Annotated in this window: 19 protein-coding genes; 13 read left to right on the top strand and 6 right to left on the bottom strand. The window is 61.4% G+C overall.

Annotated features, from left to right (window positions below; genetic code table 11):
- Nucleotides 1–355 (top strand): porin (locus tag L981_RS13600; RefSeq protein ID WP_043616683.1); only part of this gene is annotated, 355 nt, incomplete at its 5' end.
- Between the two features lie 149 nt (nucleotides 356–504).
- On the opposite strand, the gene L981_RS13595 is transcribed toward L981_RS13600, so the two are convergent.
- From L981_RS13595 to L981_RS13585, 3 genes are all read right to left on the bottom strand, one after another.
- Nucleotides 505–1392 carry an alpha/beta fold hydrolase gene (locus L981_RS13595; protein ID WP_043616680.1) on the bottom strand — a complete coding sequence of 296 codons (888 nt, stop codon included), beginning with the start codon at nucleotides 1390–1392 and terminating at the stop codon, nucleotides 505–507.
- Nucleotides 1393–1547: 155 nt separating this feature from the next.
- The gene (locus L981_RS13590) at nucleotides 1548–2081 is read right to left on the bottom strand and encodes a BA14K family protein (protein WP_043616676.1); all 534 of its coding nucleotides are present in this window, start codon (nucleotides 2079–2081) and stop codon (nucleotides 1548–1550) included.
- A 108-nt stretch (nucleotides 2082–2189) separates the two neighbouring features.
- The gene (locus tag L981_RS13585) at nucleotides 2190–4256 is read right to left on the bottom strand and encodes a lytic transglycosylase domain-containing protein (RefSeq protein ID WP_043616673.1); all 2067 of its coding nucleotides are present in this window, start codon (nucleotides 4254–4256) and stop codon (nucleotides 2190–2192) included.
- A gap of 292 nt (nucleotides 4257–4548) precedes the next feature.
- Between L981_RS13585 and dapA the strand changes: the two genes are divergently transcribed.
- Together dapA and smpB are read left to right on the top strand one after the other, a co-directional pair.
- Nucleotides 4549–5433 (top strand): 4-hydroxy-tetrahydrodipicolinate synthase, encoded by an 885-nt coding sequence (dapA, locus tag L981_RS13580; RefSeq protein WP_043616670.1) that lies wholly within the window; start codon nucleotides 4549–4551, stop codon nucleotides 5431–5433.
- Nucleotides 5433–5912, top strand: coding sequence for an SsrA-binding protein SmpB (gene smpB / locus L981_RS13575; protein ID WP_043616668.1), 480 nt, complete (start codon nucleotides 5433–5435; stop codon nucleotides 5910–5912). The genes dapA and smpB overlap by 1 nt, the downstream gene beginning before the upstream one ends.
- Nucleotides 5913–6096: 184 nt before the next feature.
- Here smpB and L981_RS13570 read toward each other — a convergent pair whose 3' ends face one another.
- Nucleotides 6097–6678 carry an NYN domain-containing protein gene (locus tag L981_RS13570; protein ID WP_043616666.1) on the bottom strand — a complete coding sequence of 194 codons (582 nt, stop codon included), beginning with the start codon at nucleotides 6676–6678 and terminating at the stop codon, nucleotides 6097–6099.
- A 464-nt stretch (nucleotides 6679–7142) separates the two neighbouring features.
- On the opposite strand from L981_RS13570, the gene rpoZ reads away from it, so the two are divergent.
- From rpoZ to era, 8 genes are all read left to right on the top strand, one after another.
- Complete coding sequence (rpoZ, locus tag L981_RS13565) at nucleotides 7143–7550, top strand: DNA-directed RNA polymerase subunit omega (RefSeq protein WP_034804144.1); 408 nt, start codon at nucleotides 7143–7145, stop codon at nucleotides 7548–7550.
- Between the two features lie 213 nt (nucleotides 7551–7763).
- Nucleotides 7764–9998: a bifunctional (p)ppGpp synthetase/guanosine-3',5'-bis(diphosphate) 3'-pyrophosphohydrolase gene (locus tag L981_RS13560; RefSeq protein WP_043616664.1), complete on the top strand. Its 2235-nt coding sequence runs from the start codon at nucleotides 7764–7766 to the stop codon at nucleotides 9996–9998.
- A gap of 165 nt (nucleotides 9999–10163) precedes the next feature.
- Nucleotides 10164–10313 (top strand): DUF3563 family protein, encoded by a 150-nt coding sequence (locus L981_RS33765; protein ID WP_065377015.1) that lies wholly within the window; start codon nucleotides 10164–10166, stop codon nucleotides 10311–10313.
- Between the two features lie 188 nt (nucleotides 10314–10501).
- Entirely contained in the window at nucleotides 10502–11056 is a 555-nt protein-coding gene (locus L981_RS13555) for a DUF2062 domain-containing protein (protein ID WP_043616662.1), read from the top strand.
- The gene (acpS, locus tag L981_RS13550; RefSeq protein ID WP_034804122.1) at nucleotides 11053–11472 is read left to right on the top strand and encodes a holo-ACP synthase; all 420 of its coding nucleotides are present in this window, start codon (nucleotides 11053–11055) and stop codon (nucleotides 11470–11472) included. Before L981_RS13555 ends, acpS begins: the two co-directional genes overlap by 4 nt.
- Before the next feature lie 160 nt (nucleotides 11473–11632).
- Nucleotides 11633–12376, top strand: a complete 744-nt coding sequence (lepB, locus tag L981_RS13545) for a signal peptidase I (RefSeq protein WP_043616659.1) — start codon at nucleotides 11633–11635, stop codon at nucleotides 12374–12376.
- Nucleotides 12376–13092 (top strand): ribonuclease III, encoded by a 717-nt coding sequence (rnc, locus tag L981_RS13540; RefSeq protein WP_156134075.1) that lies wholly within the window; start codon nucleotides 12376–12378, stop codon nucleotides 13090–13092. Before lepB ends, rnc begins: the two co-directional genes overlap by 1 nt.
- Before the next feature lie 8 nt (nucleotides 13093–13100).
- Entirely contained in the window at nucleotides 13101–14030 is a 930-nt protein-coding gene (gene era, locus L981_RS13535; RefSeq protein ID WP_043616701.1) for a GTPase Era, read from the top strand.
- 80 nt (nucleotides 14031–14110) lie between these two features.
- Here the strand turns inward: era and arsC are convergent, their stop codons facing one another.
- Nucleotides 14111–14539: an arsenate reductase (glutaredoxin) gene (gene arsC, locus L981_RS13530; RefSeq protein ID WP_043616656.1), complete on the bottom strand. Its 429-nt coding sequence runs from the start codon at nucleotides 14537–14539 to the stop codon at nucleotides 14111–14113.
- Between the two features lie 102 nt (nucleotides 14540–14641).
- Entirely contained in the window at nucleotides 14642–15631 is a 990-nt protein-coding gene (locus tag L981_RS13525) for a glycerophosphodiester phosphodiesterase family protein (RefSeq protein ID WP_043616654.1), read from the bottom strand.
- Nucleotides 15632–15811: 180 nt separating this feature from the next.
- On the opposite strand from L981_RS13525, the gene L981_RS13520 reads away from it, so the two are divergent.
- Both L981_RS13520 and L981_RS13515 read left to right on the top strand, forming a co-directional pair.
- Nucleotides 15812–16810: a glutathione S-transferase family protein gene (locus tag L981_RS13520; RefSeq protein WP_043616651.1), complete on the top strand. Its 999-nt coding sequence runs from the start codon at nucleotides 15812–15814 to the stop codon at nucleotides 16808–16810.
- 337 nt (nucleotides 16811–17147) lie between these two features.
- The gene (locus L981_RS13515; protein WP_052201787.1) at nucleotides 17148–18455 is read left to right on the top strand and encodes a cyclopropane-fatty-acyl-phospholipid synthase family protein; all 1308 of its coding nucleotides are present in this window, start codon (nucleotides 17148–17150) and stop codon (nucleotides 18453–18455) included.
- The last annotated feature ends 44 nt before the right edge of the window (nucleotides 18456–18499 follow it).

Raw genomic sequence — 18499 nt, 5'->3', positions numbered from 1 at the left:
AGAAGGCGCGATCCGCGCTCTGCTTTCGGCTGACCTCGGCCCGGGCGTATTCCAGCTCGCTGGTATCTGGGCTTCGGACCCGAACGCCTACTGGAAGAAGTCTGAATGGACCGTTGCGGCTTCGTATCGCTTCAACGCCACCGACAAGCTCGCCATCACCCCCGGCGTTCAGTACTTCGGTAGCCTCCAGGATTCGTTCACCAGCTTCGGCAACGACGATGCATGGCGCGCTGGCGTCACGCTCGACTACAAGATCACCGAAGGTCTCGCGACCCGCGTGTCGGTCCAGTACGAAGATGCTGACAACAAGGACGACCAGGTATTCGGTTTCGTCCGCCTGCAGCGCGACTTCTAATATCGTCTGACCTCGGTCAGAAGAGAGAAACCCGGCTTTCGAGCCGGGTTTTTTCGTTTGGTATGATGCTGTGAATCTGGCCCTGCAACCTACACATCATGCTTGAGGAATCGGGGAATAGGGACCGCCTCGGGGGCGGCTTCCGTGGGTCAGCGCGAGCGCACGATGTCGTTCAGAAATGCGGCGATTGCCTCGCGTGGGCCGTCCAGATGAAGCAGCGGTGCATGTCCCTGGCCAGGTGCGGTGAAATCCGCCAACCCGGCGTGTCGCCGGTGCATTTCGCGCACAGTTGTCTCTGAAAGAACCCGCGAATGCTCACCCCTGACGACCATCAGGGGGATCTGGCTCATGGCGTCAAAGGGTCTCCAGAGATCGGGCAATGGTGTTTCGGGTGTCAGGCCGCGCAGTGGCAGCGCGATCGCCGGATCGAAATCGGCGACCGGGACGCCATCTTCGTCGCGATATATCGCTTTGGCCATGTCCGACCAGTCGCCGTCGGTTAAGGAAGGAAAGTCGACGCCGTGCAACGTCCTTAGATAGGTGGCTGCTGTCGCCCAGCTCGTCAGTGCGTCGCCCGAGTTGAGATAATCCCGGATCGCAAGCAGCCCCCCAATTTCGATCACAGGCCCGATGTCGTTGAGCACTGCGGCTGCAATCAACGATGGGGCACGATCGATGAGGTTGTGGAGGATCAGGCCACCACGGGATGTGCCGATAAAAATTACCTTTTCGACAGCGAAGTGCGCACAAGCCGTTATCACATCGGCCGTTTCGACGGCCACCGTGTAGTGGCTCTTGTCGCTGTCGCGTTCCGAGTTGCCGCGCCCTCGGTAGTCCAGTGCGATGACGGGAAAGTCTCCTGACGTCGAAAGAAAGCTTGCGAGTTGGTGAAAGTCCCGGCTGTTGCGGGTAAGGCCCGGCAGGCAGATGATCGGTACTGCCGCGGATGGCGAGGGGGGAGGGCCGTAGCTTCGCGCGTAAAGGAGAAGCCCGTCGGAACTGCGGAAGAAATGCTCCTGGAATACACCTTGACCCATGCTGCTCCCTCTCGGTCAGGCGAAATCCTATCCGTTTGAAGGGGAAGAGCAAGTTGCTCGGGCCGACATTGTTCGGCGGCCCGAGCATGGCTGGCGACTGCCAACTGTTGCGGCTCTCCAGTCCGATTCGGTCGTCTACTCGGTTACTCCCTAGCTCAATAGGGCGAGCTGCATTGGCGCCGAGGGCCACCATAGGGCTGATAGCTGTTGTCCCAGGCTCTATAGGAGCGGTAGCGCGCATAGCACCAGCGCTGATGCGCGTTGCCGCTGACGGCTCTTGGCCCGTTGTAGTATCTCGGGCTGTTATAATATCGCGGTTGGCTCAATAGTCCGCCGATGATCGCGCCTGCGGCCAGGCCGCCGATCACCGCCCCGACGTCGTTGTCGTCGTGGTCATAGTGCCTGCGATATCGATCCCGGTAGTATCTGTCGCGGTAATACCCGCTGCGATTATAGTTGCGGTAGTCGCGATCCCGATCGCGATAGCCATGTCGGGCGCGAAGTTCACAATAGGGAACGGCGCAACTGGATCGGCTCTTGCGTTCTTCGCCGCGCTCGTAAGAGAACTGAACCTGTTGAACGTTGGTCGTGCTGGAGAGGATCGGCGGAGTGCTTGGAAACGCGCCGGCGGGTGGCACGCTGCTCAAGGTGGTCGCCAGAGAAAGGGCGACGATTGTCAAGGTCTTCATAACGTTCACCATTTCCTTCGGAATAGACTGGCCTTAGGAAGGAAATGGTTGAGCGCACGGTTTGTGCCCCCGGCGCTCATCACAATTACTTGATTGCCGCCAGACCGGCTATTGCCGGCCCATTCGCAGGTCTTCGACGATATCGGCCTTTTGCCCAAGCCTCGACTTGTAGACCTGATAGTTCTCCATCACCCGCTGGACGTAGTTGCGGGTTTCCTGGAACGGAATGCGTTCGATCCAATCGACGACTTCATCGATCGGTTTTCCGCGCGGGTCGCCGTAGCGGTCGAGCCATTCGGGAACGCGGCGCGGGCCGGCATTGTAGGCGATGAAGGTGAGGATGTAGGAACCGCCAAAACTGCTGATCTGTTCGCCGAGATAATGCGCGCCAAGTGTGGCGTTGTAGCCCGCGTCGCTGGTCAGGCGATCCTGCGAGTAGGCAAGGCCATAGCGGCTGGCAACGCCCTTGGCCGTTCCCGGCATGAGCTGCAGCAGGCCGCGTGCGTTTGCGGTGGAGATGGCGCCCGGGTTGAAGGCGCTTTCCTGGCGCGCGATCGCATAGGCGAGCGCCTTGCCGGAGCCGTCGATATTGGCGCTCGATGGGATCACGCCGACGGGAAACGCGAGCGCTGCGACATCGATCCCGCGCCCAAAGGCGATCTTGCCAACCTGGAGCGATAGCTGGTGATTGCCGGTTTTTTCGGCGCGGGCCGAAAGCAGTGCCAGCTCGCCCGGGCTCGTCAGTTCGTCGGCAAGCGCCCGGTAGATGCTGTCGGCGCGCCAGGTGTGGCCCGTGCCTTCGAGCCGCGTGATGGCGCGCACCGCCTCGCGGTTTTCGAAACGTGATCGGTCGTCTGCCGTCGGGGCCGGATAGGCGACGTTCAGCGTCTTGCGACCCAGCCGGGCGGCTGCAAGTTGCCCGTAGAACGTCCCGGGATAGCGGGCCGCATTTGTAAAATATTCGTTGGCATCACCCGGTCCGCCCGCCTCGGCCGAGCGCCCAAGCCAGTACCATGCGCGCGAAGCGGAGAGGGGGCGGCTCGACACATCGAGAATGCGGCGGAAGTGACGCGCTGCGGTCGCCGGGTCCTCCATGCCGCGCAGGGCATACCATCCGGCATGAAACTCGGCGTCGATAATATCGGTCGCCTCGGTCGCGAGATGGCTGGCGGCGATCCGGTAGGCGCCCCGAAAGTCGCCATTGTCGAGCAGCCCTCGGCTGACGACACGTTGCTCGACCCACCATTCGCCAGGGTTGACCAAAGCGCCCTTGTCCTTGGGCATGCGCGCAAGGAGCTTCGCCGCTTCCTCGTATTTCTTCTGTTTGCGCAGGTACTCGACCTGAATGAAGAGATAGGCCGGGTCCTTGCGCCAGGCGGGGTCGACCGCTGCAATGAGGGCCGTCGCCTTGTCGCTGCCGCGGCTGACTGCCGCCCAGGCGCGATATAGCGATTGTGCCTTTCCAAGGTCGCCGAACCGTTCGGCCTGCTCGACGCGGTTGCGATAGAGAAGCATCACCATGCGGCGCTGATGATTGTCAGCGGTCAAGAGGCTGGAAAACTCGTCGAGGATCTTGGTTTCGATGTCTTTGTCGAGCGTGTCGCGCTGCCAGATCGCACGCAGGTTCTTGGCTGCCGTATCGGCTTTTCCGGTGGAGACGAGCGCGCGGGCGAGAATGAGGGAGCCTTCGGTCGTTTCCGGCTGCGTGTTGCCGAAAGCCGCGAGCACGTCGGCCGCTGGCGGGTTCTCTCGATAAAGCGCTCGTTCGGAGTTGGCGCGCAGGGATTTCAGCCCCGGCCATCCCTGCAGTTCCCGTTGGGCGTCGGCAATTTCGAAGGAAGGCACGCCTCGCTGGCCGGAAACGGCGATCGCCCAAGTCAAGATGTGCCGATCGAGCGTGCCTTCGGCCATGGCGTCGCGCACGGCAATCGCCGCGGCCGGTTGCTTGTTGGAAAGAGCATCGAGCCCTGCCTTGAGATCGCTGCTGAGCGGTCCGGCCACTGTCGCGATGGCATTCGTGGTTTCGTTCGTGGCAATGGGGACCGCCTTGTCCGAAAGCACGGGCTTGCGTGTCGGAACCGGTACGCGATCGAGGGTTTCTGCGCTGCCTGCCGACGCTGCCAGAAGCGCCGCGCCGATGATGGCGGCGGCAGGCAGATATATTGACCCGCGCATCAAGAACCCCGTGTTCCCCGTGTCCAACTTCGTCCGCCGCCAGATTGCCCGATGACAAGGCGGGCGGCCAGTATCGATCACAACAATTGTGCCAAACCCGCTCTCGCCCTGGTTGGGCGGTCGTGATTATGCGTGCCAAACATCAAGCTTTTGCATGAAAACCGGCGTGAAATGCCGTGTTACAACGCTTGCCGCAGCCACGTCACATGATTATGGTGCGGCAGTTTTTTAACCGTCGATTACGGCCAAAGCATGAGTGCAGACTTCGCTTTTACGCCGTCAGGAGTTGTGCATGTTCAAGGGTTCCATTCCCGCTCTCGTAACACCGTTCACCGCCACCGGCGCGGTGGATGCGGATGGTTTCGTCGCGCATGTGGAATGGCAGATAAAAGAAGGCAGCCACGGCCTGGTGCCGGTCGGCACCACCGGCGAGTCTCCGACCCTCTCGCATGATGAGCACAAGAAGGTCGTCGAACTCTGCATCGAGGCCGCCGCCAAGCGCGTGCCGGTTATTGCCGGCGCCGGCTCCAACAACACGACGGAAGCGATTGAGCTTGCGCAGCACGCTGAAAAGGCCGGCGCCGATGCGATCCTCGTCGTCACGCCCTACTACAACAAGCCGACGCAAAAGGGTCTCTTCGCGCACTATGCGGCAATCGCCGAAAGCGTGAAGGTGCCGATCGTCATCTACAACATCCCCGGCCGCTCGGTCGTGGATATGAGCGTCGAGACCATGGCGGCGCTCAGCAAGGCTTACGCCAACATCATCGGCGTCAAGGATGCCACCGGCAAGATCGAGCGCGTCTCCGAGCAGCGCATGGCCTGCGGTCCGGAGTTCGTCCAGCTTTCGGGCGAAGATGCAACCGCGCTCGGCTTCAACGCCCATGGCGGCGTCGGCTGCATTTCGGTTACGGCAAACGTCGCGCCGCGTCTTTGCGCCGAGTTCCAGCAGGCGACGCTCGCCGGCGATTATGCCAAGGCGCTCGCCTATCAGGACAAGCTGATGCCGCTGCACAAGGCGATCTTCATGGAGCCGGGCCTCTGCGGCGCCAAGTATGCGCTGAACCGCCTCGGCCGCATGAGCCGCGCCGTGCGCTCGCCGCTGTTGCCGACGCTCGAGCCGGCAACCGAGGCTGCGATCGATGCAGCGCTCAGACACGCAGGATTGATGAACTGATGGCACCCAAAGGAAGCCAGCGCACGGTCAACAAGGTTGTGGCGGAAAACCGCAAGGCCCGCTTCAACTACGAGATCGTCGACACCTACGAGGCCGGTCTGGTTTTGACCGGCACCGAGGTCAAGTCGTTGCGCGAAGGCAAGGCCAACATTGCCGAGTCCTATGCGACGGACGAGGGTGGCGAGATCTGGCTGATCAACTCCTATCTGCCGGAATATCTGCAGGCGAACCGCTTCAACCATGAAACGCGGCGGCGGCGGAAACTGCTTCTGTCGAAGCGCGAGGTCAACCGGCTACAGGGTGCTGTCAACCGCGAAGGCATGTCGCTGATCCCGCTGAAGATCTACTTCAACGATCGCGGCCGCGCCAAGCTGGAACTGGCGCTGGGCAAGGGCAAGAAGCTGCACGACAAGCGCGAGACGTCGAAGGAACGCGACTGGAACCGCCAGAAGAACCGCCTTCTGAAGGACCGCGGCTAAGAGAAATCCCTTTGCGTTGCATCCGCCAAAGACGGCCGGTGCAACGCGACAGTCGCCCACCGCGCGCTGAAAAAGCTGCCGGCAATTTGAGATTTTTGAGAGAAGTTCAACGATCGACGTCGTTGATGCGGGGCGTTTCGAATGGCGCTCGCGCAATCGCGCGCCTTGCGTTCGGGCGAACGCTTCAGATCTCGACCGGATCGGCCACCGGCTCGGTGTTGTGGCGCGGGGTGCGTTCGGACGGTTCGCGGCCGATTTCGGCACGCAGCGTTGCAAGATCGATAAAGTGGTCGGCCTGACGGCGCAGGTCGTCGGCGATCATCGGCGGCTGCGTCGACATCGTCGAGACGACGGAAACCTTGCGCCCCTTGCGCTGAAGCGCTTCCACCAGCGTGGTGAAATCGCCGTCGCCGGAGAAGATGACGAGGTGATCGACGGTTTCGGACTGCTCCATGGCATCGATCGCCAGCTCGATATCCATATTGCCCTTGATCTTGCGGCGGCCGAGCGAGTCGGTGAACTCCTTGGCCGGCTTCGTCACGACCTTGTAACCGTTATAGTCTAGCCAATCGATGAGCGGGCGGATTGAAGAGTATTCCTGATCCTCGATGAGGGCCGTGTAGTAGTAGGCGCGCAATAGATAGCCGCGCTTCTGGAATGCTTTCAGGAGCTTACGGTAGTCGATGTCGAAGCCGAGGCTTTTCGATGCCGCGTAAAGATTCGCGCCGTCGATAAAGAGTGCGATTTTTTCGCGGGGGTCGAACATCGTCTTTCCTTTTTCAATAGCGGCGCATCAAAGGCCGCCTGCCGGCGGGTGCGCAAAAGTAAGTCGATTACATTAATAATTGCTGATATGGCAAATAATGTAGCTTATGTATTGCATTATTCCAGCCGCGCGCTCGCGAATATAGCTAGTTTTAGCAGTTGCTATAGATCGTCCACATCTCTGGGTCGCCTTTTCCATCAGGGGCTTCATTCCCGATCTGAAGATGCAACCTAAATGTGTGAGCGACGTTTCCAGCTCATTCGCATCGCATTTTATCACGAAGTGTGACGTTACGTGAGCGTCCCTTGAAGGAAAAACTTGAACTTGCCTTGTTTTGATTGTATCCGGGCGCTTAATTCCAGAAATCGGACCCGATGAGGCGCCGTCAGGCGACTGCTCCGGTTTCGTGTTGTCAATCCGTGCAGCGGCGATGCCGCCGCGCTTCGAGCCCAAAAGGACAGGCAATGGCCCGCGTCACCGTCGAAGATTGCATCGACAAGGTCGATAACCGTTTCGAACTCGTTCTGCTTGCCAGCCACCGCGCGCGCCTGATTTCTCAGGGCGCCGCCATCACCATCGACCGCGACAACGACAAGAACCCCGTCGTCGCACTCCGCGAGATCGCAGATGAGACCCTGTCTCCTGGCGACCTCAAGGAAGACCTGATCCACTCGCTGCAGAAGCATGTTGAAGTGGACGAGCCCGAGCCCGATCCGGCTTCGCTGCTCCAGACCGATGCCGAGACGACCTTTACCGAAGTCGCCGAGGACGAAGATCAGCCGGAAGCCATCACCTTCGACCGCATGTCGGAAGAAGAACTGCTTGCCGGCATCGAAGGTCTCGTGCCGCCGGAAAAGAGCGACGACTACTGAGATCCGTCGCGGAACGCCCGTTCCCACGTGTTTTCAAAGCAGTGCGCCACTCGTATGATTGGCGCACTTTTTTATTGATTTCTTCTAGAGCGGGAAATGGAAAGTGTTTGCGGTTTTCCGCCTGCATCCCGCTCTAAATTAGGAGAACGATCACGTTTATGATTTTAGGTCGGTGGGACCTGAAATCATCATGATCTAGAGGATCGCCAGCGAATGATGCGCCAATACGAGCTCGTTGAGCGCGTGCAAAAATACAAGCCCGACGTCAATGAGGCCTTGCTCAACAAGGCCTACGTCTATGCGATGCAGAAGCATGGCCAGCAGAAGCGGGCAAGCGGCGATCCCTATATATCCCACCCCCTGGAGGTGGCGGCAATCCTGACGGAGATGCGTCTCGACGAGTCGACCATTGCCGTTGCTCTTCTGCACGACACGATCGAGGACACGACGGCCACGCGGCAGGAGATCGACGATCTCTTCGGCGAGGATATCGGCGCGCTCGTCGAGGGGCTGACGAAGATCAAGAAGCTCGATCTCGTTACCAAGAAGGCCAAGCAGGCGGAAAACCTGCGCAAGCTGTTGCTCGCCATTTCGGACGATGTGCGGGTTTTGCTCGTCAAGCTCGCTGACCGGCTTCACAACATGCGCACGCTCGACCACATGTCGGCGGAGAAGCGCGCCCGCATCTCCGAAGAGACCATGGATATCTACGCGCCACTCGCCGGCCGCATGGGTATGCAGGACATGCGCGAGGAACTCGAAAACCTTTCGTTCCGCCATATCAACCCCGAGGCCTTCGAAACGGTCACCCGGCGGCTCGAGGAATTGTCCGAGCGCAACGAGGGCCTGATCAAGAAGATCGAAGACGAGCTTCGCGAACTGCTTCAGGCCGAGGGCCTGAAGGCGGCACAGGTCAAGGGCCGGCAGAAGAAGCCCTATTCGGTCTTCCGCAAGATGCAGTCGAAGTCTCTGTCCTTCGAACAACTGTCCGACGTCTGGGGCTTCCGCATCATCGTCGATGATATCCCGGCCTGCTACCGCGCGCTCGGTATCGTTCATACGCGCTGGCGCGTCGTTCCCGGTCGTTTCAAGGACTACATCTCCACCCCGAAGCAGAACGACTACCAGTCGATCCACACGACCATCGTCGGCCCGTCCCGCCAGCGCATCGAACTGCAGATCCGCACGCGCCGCATGAACGACATCGCCGAATACGGTATCGCGGCCCATTCGCTCTACAAGGACGGGGAGGGGAAAGAGGGTGCGTCGGCAGATGCGGCCCTGTCGCCGACGTCGAATGCCTATTCCTGGCTCCGGCGCACGATCGAATCGCTCGCGGAGGGCGACAATCCGGAAGAGTTCCTGGAGCACACCAAGCTCGAACTGTTCCAGGACCAGGTCTTCTGCTTCACGCCCAAGGGCCAGTTGATCGCGCTGCCGCGCGGCGCGACGCCGATCGACTTTGCCTATGCCGTCCACACCAACATTGGTGATACCTGCGTCGGCGCCAAGATCAACGGCCGTATCATGCCGCTGGTCACCCGCCTCAACAATGGCGACGAAGTGGAGATCATCCGCTCAGGCATCCAGGTGCCGCCGCCCGCCTGGGAAGAAATCGTCGTCACCGGCAAGGCCCGCTCGGCGATCCGTCGCGCAACGCGTGCGGCCATCCGCAAGCAATATGCCGGCCTCGGCTATCGCATTCTGGAGCGCACCTTCGAGCGCGCTGGCAAGACCTTTTCGCGCGAGGCGCTGAAGCCGGCGCTGCATCGGCTCGGCCAGAAGGAGGTCGAGGACGCCATCGCCTCCGTCGGCCGCGGCGAGCTTTCCTCGCTCGACGTGCTGCGCGCAGTGTTCCCGGATCATCAGGACGAGCGGGTCACGGTGAAGCCCAGCGCCGACGACGGCTGGTTCAACATGCGCAGCGCCGCCGGCATGGTGTTCAAGTTGCCGGGCCGCGGCAAGGATGTGAACGGCGTCGCCCAGGCCGAAGGGCCGGAGGCCCTGCCGATCCGTGGTCTTTCGGGCAATGCCGAAGTGCATTTCAGCCCGGCGGGGGCCATTCCCGGAGACCGCATCGTCGGCATCATGGAGAAGGACAAGGGCATCACCATCTACCCGATCCAGTCGCCGATCCTGCAGAAGTTCGATGACGAGCCGGAGCGCTGGATCGATGTGCGCTGGGATCTGGACGAGGCCAACAGCAGCCGCTTCATTGCCCGCATCGCGATCAGCGCCCTGAACGAACCGGGGACGCTTGCCGAGGTGGCCCAGGCGATCGCCACCAGCGACGTCAATATCCGGACTTTGTCGATGGGGCGCGTGGCCGCCGACTTCAGCGAACTGCAGTTCGACCTCGAGGTCTGGGATCTTCGCCAGCTCAATCACCTGATCACGCAGCTCAAGGAATTGCCAAGCGTGTCCATGGTGAAGCGCCTGTTCGAATAAGCCGACTGGCTGCGCCCTGCGCAGTTGCCTGCAAAACAGGCAGGCTGCGCATGACGAAACGGCAAGCCATGCCAATGGCGCATGGCTGCCGCCATTTCCTGTATCTGGTGGAACAGGGACCTCTAAACTATCTTCTCGGTCGGGAGGTAAACAAAGAGGTTTGCCATGTTTAATCAGTTGAAGAAGATCACCCGCGCTCTGCGCGTCCCCACTCAGGAAGAGCGCGAGCTCGCCTATCTCAATAGCTCGGTCGACCGTATCGATCTCGAGTACCGCCAGCGCCAGATCGATCGCGGCCTGTTCCGTAACTACTAAGCCCGCTGAGTCCCGTCTTCTGGCGGCATCCTGAGCCATGCGTTCGCCGGATGGCTCGCCTGCGACATGCGCGCGGCGCCTGGGCGGGTTGCAAGCGACAGGCAGGACGCCTATCTTGCGGCCAGCAAACAGGCGGACGCGCGGTCTTGTGCCGGCTGACGGCTTAAAGACGCGGTCATGACGGCATAATGTTATTCAGGCGCAGAAAACCGGTTACGATTTCCGAAAGGCTGCGGTCCATCCTTTGGCCGCGCAAAGGGTTTGCGCGCGGCCCGCGTTATGTGACGCTGCGTGTGTTGCGCCTTTCATCGACACCGCATTCGATCGCCGTCGGCGTGGCGGCGGGTGCCGCTTCGTCCTTCACGCCATTTTTCGGCCTGCACATCATTATTGCCGTTGCGCTCGCTTTCCTGTTCTCGGGTAATCTCGTCGCGGCCGCGATCACGACAGCGCTCGCCAATCCCGTGACGATCCCGATGATCCTGACGGCGTCCTACGAACTTGGGACGGCGATCCTCGGCGTCGAGAGCGCGCACGCCGCAAGCTCGGCCGACGTCATGCGCATGGTCGAGCACCTCGACCTTCCGGCTCTTTGGGGTCCGGTGTTCAAGCCGATGCTGGTGGGCTCGTTGCCGCTCGCGGCAGGCGGCGCACTTCTTTCCTACATTGCGGCTTACCAGGCGGCCCGGCTCTTTCAAAAGCGCCGCCGGGCACGCACCAAAGAGCTTGGATCCTCTTCATGATCATAGGCATAGGCAGCGATCTGATCGATATCAGACGGATCGAAAACTCGCTTTCCCGCTTCGGCGAACGCTTCGTTCAGCGCTGTTTCACGGAGATCGAGATCGCCAAGTCCGAAGGGCGGAAGAACCGCGCGGCATCTTACGCCAAGCGCTTCGCCGCCAAGGAAGCCTGTTCGAAGGCGCTCGGCACGGGCCTCGCGCAAGGCGTCTTCTGGAAAGACATGGGCGTCATCAATTTGCCGGGCGGCAAGCCAACGATGAACCTGACCGGAGGTGCCGCGGCGCGTCTGGAGCAGATGCTGCCGCCGCATCATCGCGCCGCCATCCATCTGACGATTACCGACGATTTCCCCCTGGCCCAGGCCTTCGTGATTATCGAGGCGCTGCCCGTTGCCCCGATTGAGGGAACGGTTTAGAGCATTCCGCTGGAAAAACCGGCCCTGACCAATTGAAGGGGCGGCGGTTTGCAGCATATGAGACCGGGATTGCGCGCAGTCCAAAGCCGGACCGAGAGTCCGGACAAAAGTTGAGAGCAAGCCCCACGCGGGCGTTGCGATGATAAAGGAACACAGTAGCGTGGCAGAAAAGACAGAAGCGAAGCAGAGCGGCCTCTGGGAGAACGTGAAGGTCGTCATCCAGGCATTGCTCCTGGCTTTGGTCATCCGTACGGTTCTCTTTCAGCCCTTCACCATTCCGTCCGGCTCGATGATGCCGACGCTGCTGGTTGGCGACTACATCTTCGTCAACAAGTTCGCCTACGGCTTCTCCAAGTATTCGCTGCCGCTTTCGCCCGACCTGTTCTCTGGCCGCATCTTCGCAAGTGAGCCGAAGCGCGGCGATATCGTCGTCTTCCGCTTCCCGCCGAACCCGGATATCGACTACATCAAGCGTCTCGTCGGCCTTCCGGGCGACCGCATCCAGGTGCGCAACAGCATTCTCTACATCAATGACAAGCCGGTTGAGCGCACGCCGGATGGCGGTTTCCGCGCCGACGACCAATACGACACCGGCGCCGACGTTCCGGTTTTCCGCGAAACGATGGACAATGGCGTCTCCTATGACACGCTTGACCAGTTCCCGGATGCACGCGGCGACAACACCCGCGAGTTCATCGTGCCCGCCGGCCATTACTTCATGATGGGCGACAACCGCGACAACTCGGCCGACAGCCGCTTCGACGTCGGCTTCGTGCCGGCCGAAAACCTCGTCGGCCGCGCCAGCATGATCTTCTTCTCGCTCGGTCACGACACGTCGTTCCGCCAAGTGTGGAAGTGGCCGACGAACCTGCGCTACGACCGTCTGTTCAAGGCGGTCGAATGATGAAGTCGCGGTCGCTGGGCGCGGAGGATCGGGTAAAGCTTGAGGCCGTGATCGGTTATCAGTTCGCGGAGAAGGAGCGCCTTGACCGGGCGCTCACCCATTCCAGCGCGCGAAGCGCCAAGGGTTCGAACTATCAGCGCCTCGAATTCCTGGGCGACCGGGTACTCGGGCTTTGCGTAGCGGAGCTTCTGTTCCAGACCTTTCGCGATGCCAATGAGGGCGAGCTTTCGGTCCGGCTGAACCAGCTCGTCAGCGCCGAAAGCTGCGCCAAGGTCGCCGACGACCTGGAGCTGCACCAATTCATCCGCACCGGCTCGGACGTCAAGAAGATAACCGGCAAGGCGATGATGAATGTGCGGGCGGATGTGGTAGAGTCGCTGATCGCCGCCATCTATCTCGATGGCGGTCTCGAAGCTGCCCGCGGCTTCGTGCTGCGCCATTGGAAGGATCGCGCAGTGCGCGCCGATGGGGCTCGCCGCGATGCAAAGACCGAATTGCAGGAATGGGCGCATGCCAAGTTCGGCATCGCGCCGGCCTACCGGACGGATGAGCGTTCCGGCCCTGACCACGACCCCCGCTTCACGGTAACCGTCGAAGTCACGGGTGTCGCGCCGGAGACCGGAACGGACAGATCCAAGCGCGGAGCCGAACAGGTAGCCGCGACGAAATTGTTGGAACGCGAAGGCGTGTGGCGGAAGAGTTCCGCCGGAAATTGACGGAAAACATGACGGACATGGAAAAAGATACGGCCGCCGAAGGCGCGCCGACCCACTCGGGCTTCGTGGCGATGATCGGCGCGACCAACGCCGGAAAGTCGACCCTGGTCAACCGCCTCGTCGGCGCCAAGGTTTCGATCGTCAGCCACAAGGTGCAGACAACGCGCGCGATCGTGCGTGGCATCGCCATTCATGACAACGCCCAGATCGTTTTCATGGACACGCCCGGCATCTTCAAGCCGCGCCGCCGGCTCGACCGCGCCATGGTCACGACCGCCTGGGGCGGCGCCAAGGATGCGGACGTGATCATGTTCCTGATCGATAGCGAACGCGGCCTGAAGGGCGATGCGGAAGCGATCCTCGAGGGCCTCAAGGAAGTGCACCAGCCGAAGATCCTGGTGCTGAACAAGATCGACCAGGTGCGTCCTGAAGACCTCTTGAAGCTGGCGGCCGCCGCCAACGAGACGATCAAGTTCGAGCGCACCTTCATGATCTCGGCGCTGAACGGCTCGGGCTGCAAGGATCTGATGGATTATCTGGCCGAGACGCTGCCGGAGGGCCCCTGGTACTATCCGGAAGACCAGATCTCCGATCTGCCGATGCGCCAGCTCGCCGCTGAAATCACCCGCGAAAAGCTCTTTTTGCGTCTGCATCAGGAGCTTCCCTACGCCTCGCATGTCGAGACCGAGAAGTGGGAAGAGCGCAAGGACGGCTCGGTGCGCATCGAGCAGGTGATCTATGTCGAGCGCGAGAGCCAGAAGAAGATTGCGCTTGGCAAGGGCGGTGACGCGATCAAGGCGATCTCGACCGCATCGCGCAAGGAGATCTCCGAGATCCTCGAGCAGCCGGTGCACCTGTTCCTGTTCGTCAAGGTACGCGAGAACTGGGGCGACGACCCCGAGCGCTTCCGTGAAATGGGCCTGGAATTCCCGCGATAAGGCCGCGCGCACACCGTCTGGTGTGATGTTTTTCGGCACCCGTTGAAACGGGTGCCGTGCCGCTCACCGCCCAGGTGGGCTCAAGCGCCTGAAATGCGCTTTCCATTCGCATCGAGAACCGGTTCGCCATCCTCCTTCGAGAACGGGCCCTTGTGCGTGTCGGGCAGGATGTCGAGCACCCGCTCGGACGGGCGGCAGAGCTGTGTGCCGATCGGGGTGACGACGAAGGGGCGGTTGATAAGGATCGGGTGCGCCATCATCGCTTCGAGCAGCCGTTCGTCGCTGACCGTGGGGTCGCCGAGCCCAAGCTCCGCATAGGGCGTGCCTTTCTCGCGGAGAGCGTCACGCACGGTCAGGCCGGCATCGGCTATCATCTTTTCCAGCGCCTGCCGAGACGGCGGCGCCTGCAGATACTCGATCACCGTCGGCTCGATACCGGCGTTGCGGATCATCGCCAGCGTGTTGCGCGAGGTGCCGCAGGCGGGGTTGTGGTAGATCGTGACGTTCATGTGCTTGCCTTCCGCGGGATTGAGACCGCCGTTGCGGCCAGCGTCGACGGTTGCTCAAAGCCATAGGGGCGAAGCTCGCCGCAGGCAAGCCGGCCGCCCGCGTCAGTTCGTACCGGCGTCGGCGACCTGCCGCTTTGCGAGAGCCGGGCCGATCATCTCGATCCGGTTGGTCCAGATGTAACCGGAGAACCCTGGCGGTACCATTTCCAGATCCTGCATCGTGTCGATGCCGGTGGTGGAGTCGCCACCGTCAAAGGGGCCGAGCAGGATGATCTCGCTTCCGGCCGCCTTCATCCGCGCAGCAAAGCGGTCGGGCCAGCCCCAGAGAAACGGCGCATAGTTTCCCGGCACGGCGACGAGGGTGTTCTTGCACGCGTCCGGGACGATGCCGGTCCAACCATAGCCGAAGTACTGCATCAGGCATGCCTTCGTCGACGTCCGGTCGTAACCGCGCATGCCCTCCAGGCGTTTCAGCGTCTCGCGGGTCGGCTCTTCGCCGCCATAGACGCCGAAAACGGCCTCCTGCCATTGCGGTTGCGCCTCGACGCGCGCCGCGAGTTCTGCGCCTTCTTCGGCGCGCCGGCTCTTGAAGTTGATCAGGAACTTGCGGTCGGGCAGGGCGGCCAGCACCTCCTCGAGCGTCGGCATCTGGCCGACGCCCTTGCCGCGGAAGGGGAAGGTCTTGCCGCCGTCGGCCGTATAGCCGTAGCCGATGTCGAGAGACTTCAGCGTCGCCATCGGCGTTTCCTCGGTCACACCCTTGGCCTCTGTCCGGCAATCGAGCGTCCAGTCGTGGAAGACGGCGAACTGTCTGTCGGGCGTCAGATGCACGTCGAGTTCGACGACATCGGCGCCTACCTCGAAGGCCGCCTGCATCGAGGCAATCGTGTTTTCGAGATAGGGATGCTCCGGCGTCCTGATGATCGTCGCCGTACACGTGTCCCTGCCGACATTCTCCTTCGGATAGGTTTGATGCATGCCCCGGTGGGCAAGCAGCTTTGCGGCACCCGCCGGCGGCGCGATGAACAACGATGTGTTCATCAACCACACGACCGCGACAAACAGCACGAAAATGGCAAGCGCTTTCTTCATCCTGATTCTCCTCTGGGAATCGGGATTGCCCGACATTGTGGCGCGACGATGTTGCTTTGCACGTATCGCGTGCGTGCATGTCGCGGATTGCGAACAATGTGTCACCCGTGCGCGCGATTGACCGTGAGCCGGGCCCCGTGAGAGGTAGCCGTCACTGACGTGCGATCCAGGAGAAGTGAGATGCCGCAACTCGTCGAAGGAAAATGGGTCAAGGGCGACGTTGCGGCGAGCGAGATGAAGGGCGGCGCGTTCCACCGCGAGCCGACGCGGTTTCACCGCTGGGTCACGCCCGATGGCAGGCCGGGCCCGGACGGGCAAGAAGCCTTGCCGGCCGAGGCCGGGCGCTACCGCCTGTTCGTTTCCTATCTTTGCCCCTGGGCCTCGCGCACGATCGCCTTCCGCAATCTGAAGGGCTTGCAGGACATTGTCGGCCTGACGGTTTCCAATCCGGAATTGGGCGAAGACGGCTGGGTTTATGACGAACCCGTCGATGCCGGTGCACGCGTCGGCAAGATCCGCTTCCATCACGAACTCTATGTGGCGAGCGACCCGACCTACACCGGAAAGGTCTCTGTTCCCGTACTCTGGGACATGCAGGAAGGGCGGATCGTCAACAACGAGTCCGCTGATATCATCCGCATCCTGAACTCGGCCTTCGACGGGCTCACCGGCAACCGGCTCGACTTCTACCCCGAGGCCCTGCGCGCCGCGATCGAGCGCTGGAACGGCCCGATCTACGAGCGTGTCAACAATGGCGTCTATCGCTCCGGCTTCGCCAAGACACAAGGCGCCTATGACGAGGCGGTGGCAAGCCTGTTCGGCATGCTCGACGAGCTGGAAGCCCACCTTGCGGACAACCGTTATCTTGCCGGCGAGCACCTGACAGAGGCCGACATCCGCCTCTTCGTCACCCTGGTTCGCTTCGACGCGGCCTATCACGGCGCGTTCAAATGCAACATCCGCCGGATCGAGGACTATCCTGCGCTGTCGAACTATCTGCGCGAGATCTACCAGTGGCCAGGCATCCGCGAGAGCGTGCGTATCGACCACATCAAGCGCGGGTACTACGGCATTGCCCACATCAACCCGACGCGCATCGTGCCTGCAGGCCCGCTGCTCGATTTCGACCGACCCCATGACCGCGCGCGCCTGCCCGGTCTAGGCGTCGCTGAAATCTAGGTTTGTTTCTCAGCATTTGCTAAGGAAACAAATTTATGAGGGGCCATAAAGAACCCATTGCCAATCGATCGAAGCTTCCTACCTTAATTTGAGTTCTGATGGATAAGAGCCCGATGGCGGCGGCCTGACGAATTCTCGGCGCGGCACCCAAGAGGAGCCAGATGTGTCCCGCCGGATACCCGTGAGGCTACGCCCGTGCCGGTTCTCGCCGCTTCCGGACGCGCTGGCGCCTGTTCCCGATGCGCCCCGCGCAACCACTCCTGAAGCCCCGAAAGAGCCGACCCTTCGCATCTCTCATGCACCAGGACACGTTCGATAGGTCTGGTAGGGGTGGGATATGAATGCAGCATTGTTGACATTGCTTCGCCGTCTGGTGCGCAACGGTAACCTGACGGTCGTATTTTCTTCCGGTGAAGAAGTGATCCTGGGTGACGGCAGTGGAAAGCCGGCATCAATCCGCATCATCGATGCGGAGGCGGAGGCGGCGATCGTTCGCGATCCCGCTCTTCGCTTCGGTGAAATGTACATGGACGGGCGTGTCGTCATCGAGAAGGGCGATATCTTTGACGTGCTCTCGATCGTGAAAAGGAACGGGCTCGAGAACGCCGCAACGGCGACCAATACGTTGGCTGCCCTCTGGCATGTGTTGCGCCAGCAGATGCGGAGCCGCATGCCGGTCAACCGCAACCGGCACAACGTCGCCCATCACTACGATCTCGATCGCAAGCTCTTCAACCTGTTCCTCGATGAGGACTGGCAATATTCCTGCGCCTATTTTCAACCGCGTGGAATATCGCTCGATGCGGCCCAACTCGCCAAGAAACGGCACATCGCGGCAAAGCTCCTGCTGGAGCCCGGCCAGAAGGTGCTGGAGGTCGGCTCCGGCTGGGGCGGCATGGCCATGTATCTGGCCGAATCCTCGGGCGTTGAGGTTACCGGCATCACGCTCAGCGAAGAGCAGCTGAAGGTCTCGCGTGATCGCGCCGCCAGGCGCGGGCTCTCCGATCGCGTCCGCTTCGAACTGCAGGACTATCGCACCCTGCAAGGCCGGCAGTTCGACCGCATTGTCTCCGTCGGCATGTTCGAGCATGTCGGCATCGGCAACTACGGCAACTTCTTCGAGAAGATGAACGCGCTGTTGAAGCCTGACGGCGTCATGCTGCTGCATTCGATCGGCCAGATCTACAAGCCCTGGGCCACCAATCCGTGGATCGAGAAGTACATCTTTCCCGGCGGCTATATCCCGGCGATTTCGGAGGTTTTGCCTTCCGTCGAGCGCACGCGGCTCCTGGTGAAAGATGTCGAAATCCTGCCGATGCATTACGCCTGGACATTGAAAGCCTGGCGCGAGCGCTTCGTCGCCCGGCGCGAGGAAGCGATCAAGCTTTATGACGAGCGGTTCTTCCGCATGTGGGAGTTCTATCTGGCTGCGTCGGAGACGGCCTTCCTCTACGACAAGCACTTCATCTTCCAGCTACAGATCTCGCCGTCTCTCAGTGCGGTTCCGGCCTCGCGCGGCTATATCGAGGAGAGGGAGCGGCAATTGATCGAGTTCGAAAAGCGCCGCCCACCGCTCGAACCCGTCAACACCTGGGATGCCGTGCCTGAGCAGGAGCATGTCGAGCCTGCCGCCATGGCGTGCTGAACCATCGGCCGTCCCGCCTGAAAGCGGGGCGGCCGATCCATCTT

It is taken from the genome of Ensifer sp. ZNC0028 (assembly GCF_000799055.1).
Taxonomy (GTDB): domain Bacteria; phylum Pseudomonadota; class Alphaproteobacteria; order Rhizobiales; family Rhizobiaceae; genus Ensifer.
Note: the sequence above shows the minus strand (reverse complement) of the source record. Positions and strands in the feature narration are given on the sequence as shown.

Bases quoted from the DNA above. Each gene is read 5' to 3' on its own strand.
- L981_RS13595 (WP_043616680.1), bottom strand. From the start codon at position 1,392: ATGGGTCAAGGTGTATTCCAGGAGCATTTCTTCCGCAGTTCCGACGGG.
- L981_RS13590 (WP_043616676.1), bottom strand. From the start codon at position 2,081: ATGAAGACCTTGACAATCGTCGCCCTTTCTCTGGCGACCACCTTGAGC.
- L981_RS13585 (WP_043616673.1), bottom strand. From the start codon at position 4,256: ATGCGCGGGTCAATATATCTGCCTGCCGCCGCCATCATCGGCGCGGCG.
- dapA (WP_043616670.1), top strand. From the start codon at position 4,549: ATGTTCAAGGGTTCCATTCCCGCTCTCGTAACACCGTTCACCGCCACC.
- smpB (WP_043616668.1), top strand. From the start codon at position 5,433: ATGGCACCCAAAGGAAGCCAGCGCACGGTCAACAAGGTTGTGGCGGAA.
- L981_RS13570 (WP_043616666.1), bottom strand. From the start codon at position 6,678: ATGTTCGACCCCCGCGAAAAAATCGCACTCTTTATCGACGGCGCGAAT.
- rpoZ (WP_034804144.1), top strand. From the start codon at position 7,143: ATGGCCCGCGTCACCGTCGAAGATTGCATCGACAAGGTCGATAACCGT.
- L981_RS13560 (WP_043616664.1), top strand. From the start codon at position 7,764: ATGATGCGCCAATACGAGCTCGTTGAGCGCGTGCAAAAATACAAGCCC.
- L981_RS33765 (WP_065377015.1), top strand. From the start codon at position 10,164: ATGTTTAATCAGTTGAAGAAGATCACCCGCGCTCTGCGCGTCCCCACT.
- L981_RS13555 (WP_043616662.1), top strand. From the start codon at position 10,502: ATGTTATTCAGGCGCAGAAAACCGGTTACGATTTCCGAAAGGCTGCGG.
- acpS (WP_034804122.1), top strand. From the start codon at position 11,053: ATGATCATAGGCATAGGCAGCGATCTGATCGATATCAGACGGATCGAA.
- rnc (WP_156134075.1), top strand. From the start codon at position 12,376: ATGAAGTCGCGGTCGCTGGGCGCGGAGGATCGGGTAAAGCTTGAGGCC.
- era (WP_043616701.1), top strand. From the start codon at position 13,101: ATGACGGACATGGAAAAAGATACGGCCGCCGAAGGCGCGCCGACCCAC.
- arsC (WP_043616656.1), bottom strand. From the start codon at position 14,539: ATGAACGTCACGATCTACCACAACCCCGCCTGCGGCACCTCGCGCAAC.
- L981_RS13525 (WP_043616654.1), bottom strand. From the start codon at position 15,631: ATGAAGAAAGCGCTTGCCATTTTCGTGCTGTTTGTCGCGGTCGTGTGG.
- L981_RS13520 (WP_043616651.1), top strand. From the start codon at position 15,812: ATGCCGCAACTCGTCGAAGGAAAATGGGTCAAGGGCGACGTTGCGGCG.
- L981_RS13515 (WP_052201787.1), top strand. From the start codon at position 17,148: ATGAATGCAGCATTGTTGACATTGCTTCGCCGTCTGGTGCGCAACGGT.